This window comes from Streptomyces vinaceus (genome assembly GCF_008704935.1).
Classification (GTDB): domain Bacteria; phylum Actinomycetota; class Actinomycetes; order Streptomycetales; family Streptomycetaceae; genus Streptomyces; species Streptomyces vinaceus.
Map to the genome: position 1 here is coordinate 1330823 of NZ_CP023692.1, position 15428 is coordinate 1346250.

General features: G+C 70.8%; 12 protein-coding genes. 7 read left to right on the top strand and 5 right to left on the bottom strand.

The genetic code is table 11. The features are described 5' to 3' along the window. Window positions 1-169: 169 nt before the first annotated feature. Window positions 170-1678, top strand: a complete 1509-nt coding sequence (locus CP980_RS05935; RefSeq protein WP_150492872.1) for a M1 family metallopeptidase — start codon at window positions 170-172, stop codon at window positions 1676-1678. A 57-nt stretch (window positions 1679-1735) separates the two neighbouring features. Here CP980_RS05935 and CP980_RS05940 read toward each other — a convergent pair whose 3' ends face one another. Continuing rightward, window positions 1736-2629: an oxygenase MpaB family protein gene (locus tag CP980_RS05940; protein ID WP_150492874.1), complete on the bottom strand. Its 894-nt coding sequence runs from the start codon at window positions 2627-2629 to the stop codon at window positions 1736-1738. Window positions 2630-2802: 173 nt separating this feature from the next. On the opposite strand from CP980_RS05940, the gene sph reads away from it, so the two are divergent. The 3 genes from sph (at window position 2803) to CP980_RS05955 (ending at window position 5709) form a co-directional block, all read left to right on the top strand. Then, the gene (sph, locus tag CP980_RS05945; RefSeq protein ID WP_150492876.1) at window positions 2803-3792 is read left to right on the top strand and encodes a sphingomyelin phosphodiesterase; all 990 of its coding nucleotides are present in this window, start codon (window positions 2803-2805) and stop codon (window positions 3790-3792) included. Window positions 3793-3862: 70 nt separating this feature from the next. After that, on the top strand, window positions 3863-4501 hold the full coding sequence (locus CP980_RS05950; protein ID WP_373312809.1) for an HAD family hydrolase: 639 nt from the start codon (window positions 3863-3865) through the stop codon (window positions 4499-4501). 38 nt (window positions 4502-4539) lie between these two features. Then, complete coding sequence (locus tag CP980_RS05955; RefSeq protein WP_150492879.1) at window positions 4540-5709, top strand: helix-turn-helix domain-containing protein; 1170 nt, start codon at window positions 4540-4542, stop codon at window positions 5707-5709. A 460-nt stretch (window positions 5710-6169) separates the two neighbouring features. On the opposite strand, the gene CP980_RS05960 is transcribed toward CP980_RS05955, so the two are convergent. Both CP980_RS05960 and CP980_RS05965 read right to left on the bottom strand, forming a co-directional pair. Then, window positions 6170-7828: a bifunctional aspartate transaminase/aspartate 4-decarboxylase gene (locus tag CP980_RS05960; protein WP_150492881.1), complete on the bottom strand. Its 1659-nt coding sequence runs from the start codon at window positions 7826-7828 to the stop codon at window positions 6170-6172. A gap of 55 nt (window positions 7829-7883) precedes the next feature. Next, window positions 7884-9734 carry an AMP-dependent synthetase/ligase gene (locus tag CP980_RS05965; protein ID WP_150492883.1) on the bottom strand — a complete coding sequence of 617 codons (1851 nt, stop codon included), beginning with the start codon at window positions 9732-9734 and terminating at the stop codon, window positions 7884-7886. An 85-nt stretch (window positions 9735-9819) separates the two neighbouring features. Here CP980_RS05965 and CP980_RS05970 point away from each other — a divergent pair, with 85 nt between their 5' ends. The 3 genes from CP980_RS05970 to CP980_RS05980 all read left to right on the top strand — a co-directional run bounded on the left by CP980_RS05970 (window position 9820) and on the right by CP980_RS05980 (window position 11918). Then, the gene (locus CP980_RS05970; protein WP_132759487.1) at window positions 9820-10545 is read left to right on the top strand and encodes a MerR family transcriptional regulator; all 726 of its coding nucleotides are present in this window, start codon (window positions 9820-9822) and stop codon (window positions 10543-10545) included. 123 nt (window positions 10546-10668) lie between these two features. Next, window positions 10669-11046, top strand: coding sequence for a peptidase inhibitor family I36 protein (locus CP980_RS05975; protein WP_244328230.1), 378 nt, complete (start codon window positions 10669-10671; stop codon window positions 11044-11046). Continuing rightward, a complete protein-coding gene (locus tag CP980_RS05980) occupies window positions 11040-11918 on the top strand; it encodes a hypothetical protein (RefSeq protein ID WP_150492885.1) in 879 nt (292 codons plus the stop codon). The genes CP980_RS05975 and CP980_RS05980 overlap by 7 nt, the downstream gene beginning before the upstream one ends. A 50-nt stretch (window positions 11919-11968) precedes the next feature. Here CP980_RS05980 and CP980_RS05985 read toward each other — a convergent pair whose 3' ends face one another. After that, window positions 11969-14140 carry a 3-hydroxyacyl-CoA dehydrogenase NAD-binding domain-containing protein gene (locus CP980_RS05985; protein ID WP_150492887.1) on the bottom strand — a complete coding sequence of 724 codons (2172 nt, stop codon included), beginning with the start codon at window positions 14138-14140 and terminating at the stop codon, window positions 11969-11971. 58 nt (window positions 14141-14198) lie between these two features. Next, window positions 14199-15413, bottom strand: a complete 1215-nt coding sequence (locus CP980_RS05990) for an acetyl-CoA C-acetyltransferase (protein ID WP_150492889.1) — start codon at window positions 15411-15413, stop codon at window positions 14199-14201. Between the last annotated feature and the right edge of the window lie 15 nt (window positions 15414-15428).

Genomic DNA, 15428 nt, shown 5'->3' on the forward strand with positions numbered 1-15428 from the left:
ACGCGGCGCTTCCAGGCGGTGGGCCCGGGGTGCGGCCCCCGTCCTGTGACGGCCGAATGGCGATCGTGTGACACCAGGGGCCATGGACATGACGTAGCGGGCCGGGCGTGAATACGGTCGGACGACAAGCCGTTGACCAGAACTGCCTCCCTACCCCTTGGAGCTCTTCGTGCACCGCAAAGTCATCGCCCCGAGCGTCCTCGCCGCCTCCCTCCTGCTGGTGATCCCGGCATCGGCGGCGAGTTCGGTCCAAGGAGCCCCGGGTATCGGCGATCCGTACTACCCGGCGAGCGGCAACGGCGGGTACGACGTGTCCCACTACGACCTGCGCCTGCAGTACCAGCCCAAGACCGACCTGCTGGAGGGCACCGCCACCCTCCTGACCACCGCCAAGCAGGACCTCTCCCGCTTCAACCTGGACTTCGGCCTGAAGGTCAGCGAGATCCGGGTCAACGGCGCCAAGGCGAAGTTCGCCACGTCCGGGGAGCACGAGCTGGAGGTGACCCCCGCCCAGCCGCTGAAGAAGGACATCCCGGCCTCGGTCGTCGTCAAGTACGCCGGAAAGCCCTCGGAGTTCAAGGTCGACGGCTGGTCGGCCTGGCAGCGCACCCCGGACGGCGGAGTCGCCGCGCAGGAGCCCGATTCGGCCGTCTGGTGGTTCCCGAGCAACGACCACCCGCTCGACAAGGCCACCTTCGACATCTCGGTCAACGTCCCCGACGGCACCCAGGCCATCAGCAACGGCGTGCTCCAGTCGCAGAGTTCCCGGCTGGGCTGGACGCGGTACAACTGGCGCTCGAACAAGCCGCAGGCCACGTACCTCGCCACCCTCGCCATCGGCAAGTTCGACGTCACCACCGGCCAGACGTCGAGCGGTCTGCCGATCCTGAACGCCTACAGCAAGGACCTCGGCGACAACGCGGGTGCGGCGCGCGCGAGCGTGGAGCGGACCGGCGAGGTCGCCGAGTGGCTGGAGGGGGTCTTCGGGCCGTACCCGTTCAACGCCCTGGGCGGGTACGTGCCCAACGTGCCGTCCAGCTTCGCGCTGGAGACGCAGACCCGGCCGTTCTACAGCCCGAAGCAGTTCGCGAACGGCGCGAACGTCCAGGTGGTCGTGCACGAGCTGGCCCACCAGTGGTACGGGGACAGCGTCTCGGTCGACGGCTGGAAGGACATCTGGATCAACGAGGGCTTCGCCCGCTACAGCCAGTGGCTGTGGTCGGAGAAGGAGGGCGAGGGCACCGCGCAGGAGCTCGCGGACTGGGCGTACGGGCTGCGCGCCGCGGACGACCCGTTCTGGCAGGTCAAGCCGGGCGACCCGGGCCCGGACAACCAGTTCCACGGAGCCGTGTACGACCGCGGCGCGATCGCCCTGCAGGCGCTGCGCAACGAGCTCGGCGACGAGACGTTCTTCAAGATCCTCAAGGGCTGGCCGGCCGAGCGCGCCTACGGGAACGCCAAGGTCGGGGACTTCGTCCGGTACGCGGAGAAGATCTCGAACAAGCCCCTGGCGCAGCTGTTCGAGACCTGGCTGTACACCCCGGGCAAGCCGGCCTTCGCCCCGCCGGCCGCGGCGTCCAAGGGCGCCCGGTCCCTCCAGGCCGCCCCCGCCGCGAAGCCGGTGGAGCCGAAGTCCTGGAAGAAGATCGCCGAGACGAACACGATCCACGAGCACTGATCCGCGTAGCGCGTACGAGGCTCCGCGCGCCGGCTCCCCTCAGGGGGCGCCGGCGCGTCAGGGGGCGCCGGCGCGCCGACGGGCCCGGGCCTCCCGCGCGATGGGCAGGTACCGCAGCCGCTCCGGCAGCAGTGGTACGAGGAGCCGTACGGCCGTGCTGAACCGCCGGAGCGCGCGCTCCTGGGCCGGGCTCCACTCCAGCCCGATGGCGGCGCGGGCCTCGGGCGGCATGTAGCCGACGGTGACGAACGCCCGGAAGCGCAGGAACGCCGCCCGCAGCACCGGCCAGGTCAGCCGCAGCAGGAGGCGCACCGGCAGGGATCCGCCCTCGGGCCTCGGCAGCGGCCCGTCGGTGGCGACCAGCTCGCGGGCGACCTTGGTCGGCTCGATCTCCTCGGCCAGCATCCGGCGGTAGTAGACCCAGTACTCCTCGATGCTCTGCGGCATGTCCCGGTCGTGCAGGCCGAGGATCCGGCCCACCTGGAGCCACTCCCGGTACAGCTGCCGCTCCTGCGCGGGGGTGAAGGGGCGCAGCAGGTACCGCCCGGCGTAGAGGTAGATCGGGAAGCCGGTGGCGTGCACCCAGGAGTAGCAGGCGGGGTCGAGGGAGTGGTAGCGCCGCCCCCGGGTGTCGACGCCCTGGATCTCCTTGTGCAGGCGGCGCACCCGGCGGCCCTCCTCGGCGGCCCGCTCCCCGCCGTACACCCACAGCTGGACCGAGCGCAGGGAGCGCTCGCCGCGCCCCCAGGGGTCGGTGCGGAAGACGGAGTGCTCGTCGACCCCGGCGCCGATCGCGGGGTGGGCGACCTGCATCGTGAAGGCGGCGGGGAGCATCAGCAGGGCCCGGATGTCGCCGGAGATGGTCCAGAGCACCCCGCCGGGGGCCGGCGGCTCGGGATCGGGGCGGCGCGCGGCCTTCGGCCCGGGTGCGGGGAGCTCTGTTTCTCTCATGGTTCCAGTATGCGAGTGCTGAAGGTTCGGGTTGCGGGTGGCGGGCTCGGGAGCGCCGGGTGCCAGACGTCCGCTCCCGGACAGAAAGTCTTGTCACGGGTGTTACCCAGAGGTAACCGCGGCTGCTTGGATGACGGAGTCGATCTCCCCCCTGCAGGAATGATGGAGACCTCATGCTGCACACCAAGCTCAGCCGCAACCGCGCCGCCGCCACGGCCGTTGCGGCGATCGCCGTCGGCGCACTGGCCGCCACCGGTGCGCCGGCCGCCTCGGCCGCGGAGAGCGCCGCGGCCCCGCGGCTCAGCGTCCTCACGTACAACACGTTCCTGATGAGCAAGAACCTCTACCCCAACTGGGGCCAGGACCACCGGGCTTCGGAGATCCCCAAGGCATCCTTCTTCCAGGGCCACGACGTGGTCGTGCTCCAGGAGGCCTTCGACAACGGCGCCTCGGACGCGCTGAAGTCGGGCGCCTCGGCGCAGTACCCGTACCAGACCCCGATCGTCGGCCGCAGCAAGAGCGGCTGGGACGCGACGGGCGGCGCCTACTCCTCCACCACCCCGGAGGACGGCGGCGTCACCATCCTCAGCAAGTGGCCGATCGTCCGCAAGGAGCAGGTCGTCTACAAGGACGCCTGCGGCGCCGACTGGTGGTCCAACAAGGGCTTCGCCTACGTCGTGCTGAACGTGAACGGGACCAAGGTCCACGTGGTCGGCACCCACGCCCAGTCCACCGACCCGGGCTGCGGCTCCGGCGAGGCGGCCGACATGCGCGCCCGCCAGTTCAAGGCGATAGACGCCTTCCTGGACGACAAGAACATCCCGGCGAACGAGCAGGTCATCGTCGCGGGTGACATGAACGTCGACTCGCGCTCCCCCGAGTTCGCGTCCATGCTCGCCAACGCCGACCTGGCGAACTCCGACTCGCGCACGGGCCACCCGTACTCGTTCGACACCGCGCAGAACTCCATCGCGAACTACCGCTACCCGACGGACCCGCGCGAGGACCTGGACTACGTCCTCTACCGCAAGGGCAACGCGCGCCCGGCGGGCTGGGAGAACAACGTGGTCAAGGAAGAGTCGGCGCCCTGGACGGTCTCCAGCTGGGGCACCTCGTACACGTACACCAACCTCAGCGACCACTACCCCCTGATCGGCCGCTAGTCCGCACTCCCCCGGGTGGTCCGCCGTACGACGGCACCCGGGGGCCGCCGGCCCGTAGGCTGGCCGGGTGATGCGTACCGTGGTGCTGGACGTGGGCGAGACCTTGACCCGCGATGACCGCTACTGGGCGTCCTGGGCCGACTGGCTGGGCGTGCCCCGACACACCCTGTCGGCGCTCGTCGGAGCGGCCGTCGTAGACGGCAGGGACAACGCGGACGCGCTGCGCCTCCTGCGGCCGGGCTTGGACGTGGGCGCGGAGTACGCCGCTCGCGAGGCCGCAGGCCGCGGTGAGCAGCTCGACGACACCGACCTGTACGACGACGTCCGGCCCGCGCTCGCGGCGCTCCGGGCGGCCGGGGTCCGGGTGGTCGTCGCGGGGAACCAGACGGTGCGCGCAGGGGCTCTGCTGCGCGCCCTGGACCTGCCCGCGGACCTGGTCGTGACCTCGGGCGAGTGGCGTGTGGCGAAGCCCTCGCCAGAGTTCTTCGCCCGGGTACTGCAGGTCTCTGGCGCACCCGCGGAAGAGACCCTGTACGTCGGTGACCACCCGGCGAACGACATCCTGCCGGCGCGGGCCGCCGGGCTGCGGACCGCGCACCTGCGCCGCGGGCCGTGGGGATTCTGGTGGGCCGACGACCCGGCTGTCCGGGCGGCGGCCGACTGGTCGGTCGACTCCTTGTACGATCTCGTGGACCTCGTCAAGGAGTAGTCCCGGCAGGTCGGTTCGGTACCCGCTACGGTTCACCCATGGCCGACCGCATCGGGCAGTCCATGGCCGCGCTGCGCCGGGCCCGCCGCATGACCCAACAGGACCTTGCTCGCGAGTCGCACGTCTCCCTCGCCATGGTGAAGAGCGTCGAGCGCGGCGTACGGATGCCGTCGCCGACGCTGCTGGAGGCGCTGGCATCGGCCCTGAGCGTGGACCCCTCCCGGCTCGACCCGGTGTACACCGGCACCCATCGCCGCGTGCACACGGTGCTTCCCCTGATCTCCGCCGCGATTGCCGGGTACGACATCCCTCTCGACCCGCCCGCGCGCCCTTTGGCGGAGATTCAGGACATCACGGGGCAGGCGATGGCCTGGAGGCTCGCCGCTCAGTACGGACACATCGCCTCGGCCGCCCCGGGTCTCTTGGCCGACGCTGTCGGGCACCTGCACGCCGCGGCCGGGCGGGAGCGTGCCGAAACCGCGCGCCTCGTGGTCGACGCCGCGCGCGCCGCCGATGCCGTGGCCTACAAGTTCGGTGCCCACGACCTGTCGGCGAGGCTGGTCGACATGATGCGCTGGGCCGCCGACCGGACCGGAGACCCGGACGTCATCGCCACGGCCGCATACGTCCGCGCGGAGACATTCCTCGCGGCCGAGGCCCACCGAGCCGGGCAGGCAGCCCTGGAGCGGACACTCGATTCGATCACCGGCCGGGGCTCCGAGCAGGCCAATGCCGTGCGCGGCGCGTTGTTCATGCGGACCGCCGTCCTGGCTGCCCGGGCGGCCAACGCCGACGCCGCCTACACGCATCTCCGCGAGGCCGGGCGCCTGGCCGACGGGCTGCGCGAGGACGTGTACCTGGGCACCGCGTTCGGGCCGTCGAGCGTCAGGATCCACGAGGTCGCTGTCGCGGTGAGTCTCGGCCGCGAGCACACCGCCCACGCACTGGACGTGGCTCGCGACTGGAAGCCCGGCCAAGAGATCCCTGCCGAACGCCGATCGGGGTTCTACGTCGAACTCGGTCGGGCTCAGCTCTGGGCCGGTCGGCCGGACGACGCGTTCGAGTCGCTCAAGGTGGCCCGCAGGCTGGCGCCGCAGCACGTCCGCCAGCACCCGTGGGCGCGTGCGGACATCGCGACGATCCGCAGGATCAAGCGTGCGGATGCCGAGTCGCTGAGTGCGTTCGCCGAATGGATCGGCGCCATCTGACAAACCCGCGAGGGGATACACGGTGTATCCCTTGCACCTCTTGTGGCGGCCCATCATCTGTCGGTCGACACCGATTGACAGATGGGAAGTCCATGAGCGTCCAGCCTGTTGTATCCCCAGGTGATGTACACACCGCCCGTCTTCACGGCAAAGCCTGTTGGGAGTGCGGCGCCGCAGACTGCGGTCTCGTCCCGAACGGCGAGGCCAGGGTCCGTGGCTTCGAGAAGGTCTGGCCCATCGTGCGGTGCGACCCGGGCTGCACGCAGACCACGGAGGAACTGTCGTGAGCGCCGTGGGGCAGATCTGCTGCCGCTGCGACAGTGTCATCCGTGCGGGCGGGCACGAGCTCGTCCAGCACTCGGCCTCCGGCGCAAAGCCCAATGTCTGGGCTCACGACATCCGCGACCCCTCCTGCCGCCCTGCTGTGAGGAGCACGACGTCCAGCCAGGCGTAGGCGTGGCTAGTCGGTCTGGAGGCACGTGCGGCGCCATTCGGCCGCGTACTCCTGGAAGATCTCGTGCAGGTGGTGGCCGACCTTGAGGTAGTCCAGGTCGTCGAGGTTGGCCAGGGAGACCCGGACCGACCACTGCGGGCCGTCGAAGCCGCCGCCGTTCAGGAGTACCACCGAGGTCTGTTCCGCGAGGCGCAGCAGCGGGTCGACGGGCTCGTAGTTCGCCTCCAGGAAGTCCGCGAAGTCCTTGCCGTGGACGCGTTCCGCCTCGGCCAGCAGGTCGAGTTCGACGTAGTACGCGGCCCGCCGGTCATCCTCGGCGATCTTCATCCGGGCTCCCTCCAGCAGCAGGCCGAGCCGCCGCTGGACGATCGTGCGGATGCGCTCCTTGTACGCCTGGCCCTCCTCCAACAGGTCGAACAGCGAGAAGAGCACCATCAGCGCCTGTTGCGGCGGGGAGAGCCCGGCCGTGTGATGGAGCGCCACCGAGCGGGAGTCGGCGACCATCCGGTCGATGAAGCGGATCCGCTCCGGCTCCAGGCTGAGCGAGCCGTACCGCCGGGCGAGCCGCTCCCGCTCCTCCCGCGGGAGCTCCCCGAGCATCTCGTCGATGACGTTGTCCTCGTGCAGGCCGATGACGCCGAGCCGCCAGCCGGTCGCCCCGTAGTGCTTGGAGTACGAGTACACCAGCAGCGTGTTGCGCGGCAGTTCGGCGGCGAGCGAGCGGAATCCGGGCACGAAGGTGCCGTACACGTCGTCGGTGACGATGAGCAGGCGCGGGTTGGCGGTGGCCACGATCTCCTTGATCTGCGCCGCCACCCGGTCGCTCAGCGCGAGCGAGGGCGGGTTGCTCGGATTGACCAGGCAGACCATCCTGACCTCCGGGTCGGCCAGTTTGGCGATCTCCTCCGGCGGATAGCGCCACTGGCGCACACCCGTCTCGGCGAACAGGCTCGCGCTGACGCTGACCACCTCGAACTCGAAGGTGTCGAGCCCGGGGATCTCGATGTACGGGGTGAACACCGGGGTCATCAGGGCGATCTTGTCGCCCTTGCGGAGGATCCCGTTCTGGACGAGCGAGTCGAAGACGTAGCACATCGCGGCCGTGCCGCCCTCGGTGGCGAACAGCGAGAGGCGGTCCACGGCCGGCCGCTCGCCGAAGACCTCGAAGTCGAGGTAGCCGCGGACGATCTGCTCGGCGTGCACGAGCATCCGGTCCGGCACCGGGTAGTTGTCGCCGATCACGGCGTCGGCCAGCTCGTGCACGAGGGCGTCCTGGTCGAACCCCCACCGCGACAGGGCGTACGCGACGCACGCGGAGAGCAGCTCGGTGCCGGGCAGCTGCGGGTGGCGGCGGATCCAGGAGTCGAACCGCTTCCCGATGCCGCGGCGCTCCGGCATCCCGCCGAGGTGGTCGGCGGTCCACACGCGCCGGGACTCGTCGAGGGCGAAGTAGCCGAGGGCGTGGAAGGCCTCGCGGGGACCGGTGGCGATCCAGTTGGGGTTGCCGCGCCCCGCGTTCAGCATGGCGCGGGCGGTGGTGTCCTTCTGGCCCGGCTCGCCGGCCTGGGTCTCCTGGGCGAGCCGGATGAACCTGTCCTTCAGCTCGAACGGGCTGAGCCGCGCGAGGGCCTGGATCTCCTCGCGGCTGAAACGGGTCTCCGGCATCTTCCCAGCCTCGTCCGGCGGGCGCCCGCGCGCCCACCGGACGGGGCCGTCCGGGCTACGGCGCGCCGGTCCGGTGCGGTTCCTCGTACGGCTCGGCGTACAGCGCGTCGATGAGGGAGCCGTACTTCTCCCGGACCACCCGGCGGCGCAGCTTCAGCGAGGGCGTGAGCTCGCCCGTGGCGGGGCCCCACTCCTCGGTCAGCAGCCGGTACCGCTTGATCTGCTCGGTCCGGTTGAGCCGGGCGTTGGCCGCGTCGACGGCGGCGGCGATCTCCGCCCGGACGGCCGGGTGCTCCGCGAGCCGGGCGAGCGGGCCGGCCTCGATGCCGCGGGCCGCCGCCCAGGCCGGGGCCACCTCCCCGTCCAGCACCAGCAGGGCGACGAGGTAGGAGCGGCCGTCGCCGTGCACCAGGGCCTGGCCGATCAGCGGATGCTCCTTGACGGTGTTCTCCACCAGCGCCGGCGAGACGTTCTTGCCGTTCGAGGTGATGATCAGTTCCTTCTTGCGGTCGGTCAGCCAGAGGAACCCGTCCTCGTCGAGCCGGCCGACGTCCCCGGTCGGGAACCAGCCCTCGGCGTCGTGCGCGCTCTCCACCGATCCGTCGGGCCGCAGGTAGCCGGCGAAGACGGTCGCGCCGCGCGTGAGGATCTCCCCGTCCTCGGCGAGCCGCAGCTCCAGCCCCTCGATCGGGCGTCCCACCGAGCCCAGCCGGAAGCCGTCCGGGCTGTTGATCGTGCACACGCCCGAGGTCTCGGTGAGCCCCCAGGCGTCCATGATGGTGATCCCCCAGCCCGCCCAGAACCGGACCACGTCGATGGGCATCGGCGCGGTGGCGCTGGCCGTCCACACGAGCCGGTCCAGCCCGGCCAGGCCCAGCAGCGGGTCCAGCACCTGCTCCTTCGCCCGGGCGTACGAGGATTCGAGCGCGGCCGGGATCCGCTCGCCGCGCTCGCGGTGGCCCGCCCGGGCGCGGGCGAGGTCGTTCGCGGCCTCGATGGACTCCCGCTGCGCGGCCGGAAGCTGCGCGAGCACCGCCCGTACGGAGGCGGCGAGCTTCTCCCAGACCCGGGGCACCCCGAAGAACTGCACCGGGTGCAGCTCCCGTACGGCGGCCCCCACGGCGGCCGGGTCGGCGACGAGCCGGACGTGCGCGGCCCGCAGCAGCGGCAGGTAGATGCCGAGGATCCGCTCGGCGATGTGCGCGAACGGCAGGTAGCAGATGTGCTCGGCGTGCTCGGGCAGGTCCGTGCGCCCGTCGATGCGGACGGCCTGGAGCATGATGTTGCGGTGGGTCAGCCGGACGCCCTTGGGGTCGCCGGTGGTGCCGGAGGTGTAGACGACCGTCAGCGGGTCCTCGGGGCGGGTCTCCCGCCAGGCCTTCTCGAAGTCGTCGGGCCGGTGGGTTCGGGCGCCGCTCGCGTGCAGGGATCCGTAGGTGCGGTGCGGACCCGCCTCGGCAGCCTCGGCCACGACCAGCCGTTCCAGGGGCACCCGCTCGTCGGCGAGCAGCGGCTCCCAGCGGGCCAGCTCGCGGGCGCCTTCGAGTACGGCCACGCGGGCGCGGCTGTGGCGGGCGATGTGGGCGATCTGCTCGGGCGCGGAGGTGCCGTAGACGGTGACGGGGACGGCGCCGAGGTGGACGAGGGCGAGGTCGGTCAGCCAGTGCTCGGGGCGGTTGCCCATCATGATCAGTACGTGTTCGCCCCGTTCGATGCCGAGGGCGGCGTAGCCGGAGGCCAGGACGGCGACCTTGCGGCGGACCTCGGTCCAGTCGAGGGTCGTCCAGCCGTCGCCCTCCCGCCAGGAGAGGGCGGGGAGGTCGCCGTGTTCGGCGGCGTTGCGGGCCAGCAGGGTGGGGATCGTGAGCTCTTCGGGTCGTCCGGGCAGTCGCAGTTTCATGGTCATGGGCAGCTCCTGGCCGTTTCACATCGTTGGTGCGACAGCAATACTGTTGAACCCAAGCTGTGGAGCAGAGAGCGAGGCGCAGACGATGGCCGACCAGGCACCCGAGCCGATGCTCACCGTCGACGAGCTGGCGGCCAGGGCGGGCGTCACCGTGCGCACCGTTCGTTTCTACAGCACGCGCGGGCTTTTGCCCCCTCCCGTGATCGGCCCGCGTCGGGTGGGGCACTACGGACCGGAGCACCTGTCCCGGCTGGCGCTGATCGAGGAACTCCAGCACCAGGGAATGACGTTGTCCGCCATCGAGCGGTACCTGGACGCGCTGCCAGACGATCTAAGCGCGCACGACCTGGCGATCCACCGGGCGATGGTGTCGAGTTGGGCTCCGGACGCGCCCCAGGAAGTGTCGCGGGGGGAGCTGGAGAAGCGAGCGGGGCGGAGCCTGTCGGACGCCGACGTGCTGCGGCTGACGGCGATGAACGTACTGGCGCCGGCGGCCGGGGGCTTCCGGGTGGACGTGGGGCTGCTGCGGCTGGGGGTCGCACTGCTGGACGTACCGATCGCGCACGAGACGATCCTGGCGGCGCGCACGGTGTTGCTGGAGCACGCGCGGACGGCGGCGCACGAGCTGACCGCGCTGTTCCGGGACGAGGTGTGGGGGCCGTTCACGCGCGGCGAGAGCGATCCGGAGCGGGTGGAGTCGATGAAGGCGCTGTCCGCGCACATGCAGCCGATGGTGGTGCAGGCGCTGGTGACCGCGTTCCAGCGGTCGCTGAAGGAGGAACTGCGGGCGGCGTTCGTCTCCGGCGAGTGACCCGGCCCGGGCGGCAGCCGAGCCCCTTGTCCGCCCCAACTCCGCCTGCGCCGAGCACTGTTGAGAACCCCTGAACCCTCACCTATGGTTGGCATGAACACCACGACTCAGGGGGATGTACCCATGCGCATGAAGCGCTCCGTGGCACTCCTGGCTGCCGCAGCCGGTGTCACTCTCGCAATGGCCACTCCGGCGAGCGCGTATGCGTGCCAGACCGGCTACTTCTGCTTCTATTACAACTCCAACCAGGCCGGCGCCCGGTTCATGACGGACACCAACATCCCCAATCTCGCCGGTGAGACCTTCAGCACGATCGCCAATGGCGAGGGACAGCCGGTGAAGAACAACGCCGCGTCCGCACAGAACGCTTCGAGTTACTGCTACCGCGTGTACTACAACTCGAACTACTCCGGTCCGTCGGACACCGTCGCGGCCTATTCGTCCCGGAACCTCGCGAACACGTACAACGACAACGCCTCAGTCAGAAGCATCATTTGCTGAGCAGAGCACGCGCGGGTTCGGCGTTGCTGCTGGTTCCCCTGCTCTGTGCCTGCTCGGCCGGCGCGTCCGGCGCGTCCGGCGCGCAGGGATCCGCCCCTCGCGCCGGCGACACCAAGGGCCGGACCCCGGTGCACCGGCTCGACGACAGCAAGACCCTTGAGCTGCCCCTGGACGCGTACCTGCTCACGACACCCGATCTGGAGACGCTCTCCCGGGGGCGCGATGCGATCGTGCAGCGGTGCCTCGCCGCCCTGGACGCCCCGCCGGCCCCCGCGCCACGGGGCGGCGTGAACATCGGGACCAACGAGCGGCGCTACGGCCTGGCCGACGCGGAACTCGCCCAGGCCCACGGCTATCACGTGCCCGACGCGGACCGGCCGGTCGAGGACTATCCACCGGCCGTCCTTCCCCTCGTCCGGGGCGAGGTCACCACGTACAACGGCAAACCGGTACCCGAGGGCGGCTGCGCGGGAGAGGCGCGGCGGGAACTCCACGACACCGAGTTGCAGCCGGCGTTGAGCCCCGTGCAGCAACTCGACACGGAAAGCTACGTGAGTTCGCAGAAGGATCCCACGGTGAAGGAAGCCGCCGCGAAATGGTCGGCGTGCATGAAGGAGTCCGGCCACAGGTATCCGGACCCCATGGCCGCCATCAACGACAAGGAGTTCGGCGGCGCGGCGCCGGGCGAGCACGAGAAGGAAGTCGCGCTCGCCGACGTCCTGTGCAAACGGAAGGTGAATCTGATCGGCGTCTGGTCCGGCGTCGAGACCGCGTATCAACGGTCCCTGATCGAGTCGAAGGCGGGCGTTCTGGCGGCGCCGCTGCGCGCCAAGGAAAAGACCCTGTCGATCGCCAGGGCCGCGATCGGATAGCGGCGGGGAGGGCGGCCCGGAGGATCCGGCCCGCCCTCCCCGCGGCCGTGCTAGTCGGCGTACGTCTCGCCGCGCTCGGCCTTCGCGACGAGCGAGGCCGGCGGGGTGAACCGCTCGCCGTACTCGGCGGCCAGCTCACGGGAGCGGGCGACGAAGCCCGCCAGGCCGCCCTCGTAGCCGTTGATGTACTGGATGACACCGCCGGTCCAGGCCGGGAAGCCGATGCCCATGATGGAGCCGATGTTGGCGTCGGCGATCGAGGTCAGGACGCCCTCGTCGAGGCAGCGGACGGTGTCCAGGGCCTCGGAGAAGAGCATCCGCTCCTTCATGTCCTCGAAGGGGATCTCCGCGTCCGGCTTGGCGAAGTGCTCGCGCAGGCCCGGCCAGATGCCGGCGCGCTTGCCGCTCTCGTCGTACTCGTAGAAGCCGGCCCCGCCGCTGCGGCCGGGGCGCCCGAAGTCGTCGACCATCCGGTCGATGACGGCGTCCGCGGGGTGCGCGGTCCACGAGCGGCCCTCGGCCTCGAAGGCCTTGCGGGTCTCGTTGCGGATCTTGCGCGGGAGGGTCAGGGTGAGCTCGTCCATCAGGGAGAGCACCTTGGCCGGGTAGCCGGCCTGCGCCGCGGCCTGCTCGACGGAGGCGGGCTCGATGCCCTCGCCGACCATCGCCACGCCCTCGTTGATGAACTGGCCGATGACGCGCGAGGTGAAGAAGCCGCGCGAGTCGTTGACCACGATCGGGGTCTTGTTGATCTGCCGTACGAGGTCGAAGGCGCGGGCGATCGCCTCCTCGCCGGTGCGCTCGCCCTTGATGATCTCCACGAGCGGCATCTTGTCGACGGGCGAGAAGAAGTGCAGCCCGATGAAGTCCGCCGGGCGCGAAACCCCCTCCGCCAGGCCCGTGATGGGCAGCGTGGAGGTGTTGGAGCACAGCAGCGCGTCGGGGGCGATGACGTCCTGGACCTCCTGGAACACCTTGTGCTTGAGGGAGGTGTCCTCGAAGACGGCCTCGATGACGGCGTCGCAGCCCGCCAGGTCGGCGGCTTCGGCGGTCGGGGTGATCCGGGCCAGCAGCTCGGCGCGCTGGGCCTCGGTGCTGCGGCCGCGGGAGACGGCCTTGTCGAGCAGCTTCTCGGAGTACGTCTTGCCCTTGGCGGCGGCCTCGGCGGTGACGTCCTTCAGGACCACCTCGATGCCCGCGCGGGCGCAGGAGTACGCGATGCCCGCTCCCATCATGCCGGCGCCGAGGACGGCCACCTTGGTGACCTTGCGCGGCGGGACGCCCTGGGGGCGGCTGCGGCCGGCGTTGACGGCCTGGAGGTCGAGGAAGAACGCCTGGATCATGTTCTTGGCGGTCTGGCCGGTGACCAGCTCGGTGAAGTACCGGGCCTCGATGGTCAGCGCGGTCTCGAAGTCCACCTGGGCGCCCTCGACGGCGCAGGCCAGGATATTGCGCGGGGCCGGGTACGGGGCCCCGTTCAGCTGCTTCTTCAAGTTGGCCGGGAAGGCCGGGAGGTTGGCGGCGAACTTCGGGTTCGACGGGGTGCCGCCCGGAATCCGGTAGCCGGGCTGGTCCCAGGGCTGCTTCGACTCGGGGTTGGCGTCGATGAAGGCGCGGGCCTTGGCCAGCATCTCCTCGGGGGTGGCCGCCAGTTCGTGGACGAGGCCGTTGTCGAGGGCGCGCTGCGGGTTGTACTGGGTGCCCTGGAGCAGGACCTTGAGGAGCGCGTCGGCGATGCCCATCAGGCGCACGGTACGGGTGAGTCCGCCGCCCGCCGGGAGCAGGCCGAGGGTGACCTCGGGCAGACCGATCTTGGAGCCGGGGGCGTCGAGGGCGACGCGGTGGTGGGAGGCGAGGCAGATCTCGTAACCGCCGCCGAGGGCCGCGCCGTTGATGGCGGCGACGACGGGCTTGCCGAGGGTCTCGATGCGGCGCAGGGAGCGCTTGATCTCGGTGCCGGTGTCGAAGGCGAGCTGCGCGTCCTCGGGGCGCAGCCGGATCATGTCCTTGAGGTCGCCGCCCGCGAAGAAGGTCTTCTTGGCGGAGGTGTAGATGATGCCGCGGATGGAGTCCTTCTCGGCCTCGGCGCGGTCGGCGACGGCCGCGATGGAGTCCTTGAAGGCCTGGTTCATCGTGTTGGCGGACTGGCCCGGGTCGTCGAGGGTGAGGGTGACGACGCCGGTCTCGTCCTGTTCCCAGCGGATCGTGGTGGACTCGCTCATGTTTCTCGCTACTTCCGTGTCGGATCAGAGAGGAGGTCTGGGGTGTGCAGGACGGGGTTCAGAGGCGTTCGACGATGGTCGCGACACCCATGCCGCCACCGACGCAGAGGGTGACGAGCCCGTAGCGCTTGTCCTGGCGCTCCAGTTCGTCGATGACCGTGCCGAGCAGCATCGCGCCGGTGGCGCCGAGGGGGTGGCCGAGCGCGATGGAGCCGCCGTTGACGTTGACCCGGTCGAGGGTGATGCCCATGTCCTTGACGAAGCGCAGGACGACGCCGGCGAAGGCCTCGTTCATCTCGATCAGGTCGATGTCGTCGATGGTCAGGCCCGCCTTGGCGAGGGCCTTGCGGGTGGCGGGGGCGGGGCCGGTGAGCATGATGGTGGGCTCGGAGCCGGAGACGGCGGCCGAGACGATCCGGGCGCGGGGCGCGAGGCCATTGCGTTCGCCGGCCTCGCGGGTGCCGATGGCGACGAGCGAGGCGCCGTCGACGATGCCGGAGGAGTTGCCCGCGTGGTGGACGTGGTCGATCTTCTCGATCCAGTGGTACTTCTGCAGGGCGACGGCGTCGAAGCCGCCGAGGTCGCCGATGTCCGCGAAGGACGGCTTGAGCTTCGCGAGGGTGTCGGCGGTGGTACCGGGGCGGACGAACTCCTCCTGGTCCAGGACGACCAGGCCGTTGCGGTCGGTCACCGGGACGACGGACTTCGCGAAGCGGCCCTCCTTGATGGCGGTGGCCGCGCGCTCCTGGGAGAGCGCCGCGTACTCGTCGACGTCGCGCCGGGAGAAGCCCTCGATGGTGGCGATGAGGTCGGCGCCGATGCCCTGCGGGACGAAGCCGGTGTCCCAGTTGGTCATCGGGTCGTTGAACCAGGCGCCGCCGTCGGAGGCCATGGGGACGCGGGACATCGACTCCACGCCGCCCGCGAGGACCAGGTCCTCCCAGCCGGAGCGGACCTTGGCGGCGGCCATGTTGACGGCCTCCAGGCCGGAGGCGCAGAAGCGGTTCTCCTGTACACCGGCCACCGTGTCCGGGAGTCCGGCGGCGATGGCCGCGATGCGGGCGATGTCGGAGCCCTGGTCGCCGACCGGGCCGACGACGCCGAGGACGATGTCGTCGATGGTGGCGGGGTCGAGGCCGGGGTTGCGCTCGCGCAGGGCGTCGATGAGGCCGACGACGAGGTCGATCGGCTTGGTGCCGTGCAGGGCGCCGTTGGCCTTGCCGCGGCCGCGCGGCGTGCGGATCGCGTCGTATACGTACGCTTCGGTGCTCACTGGTCAAGCCTTTCG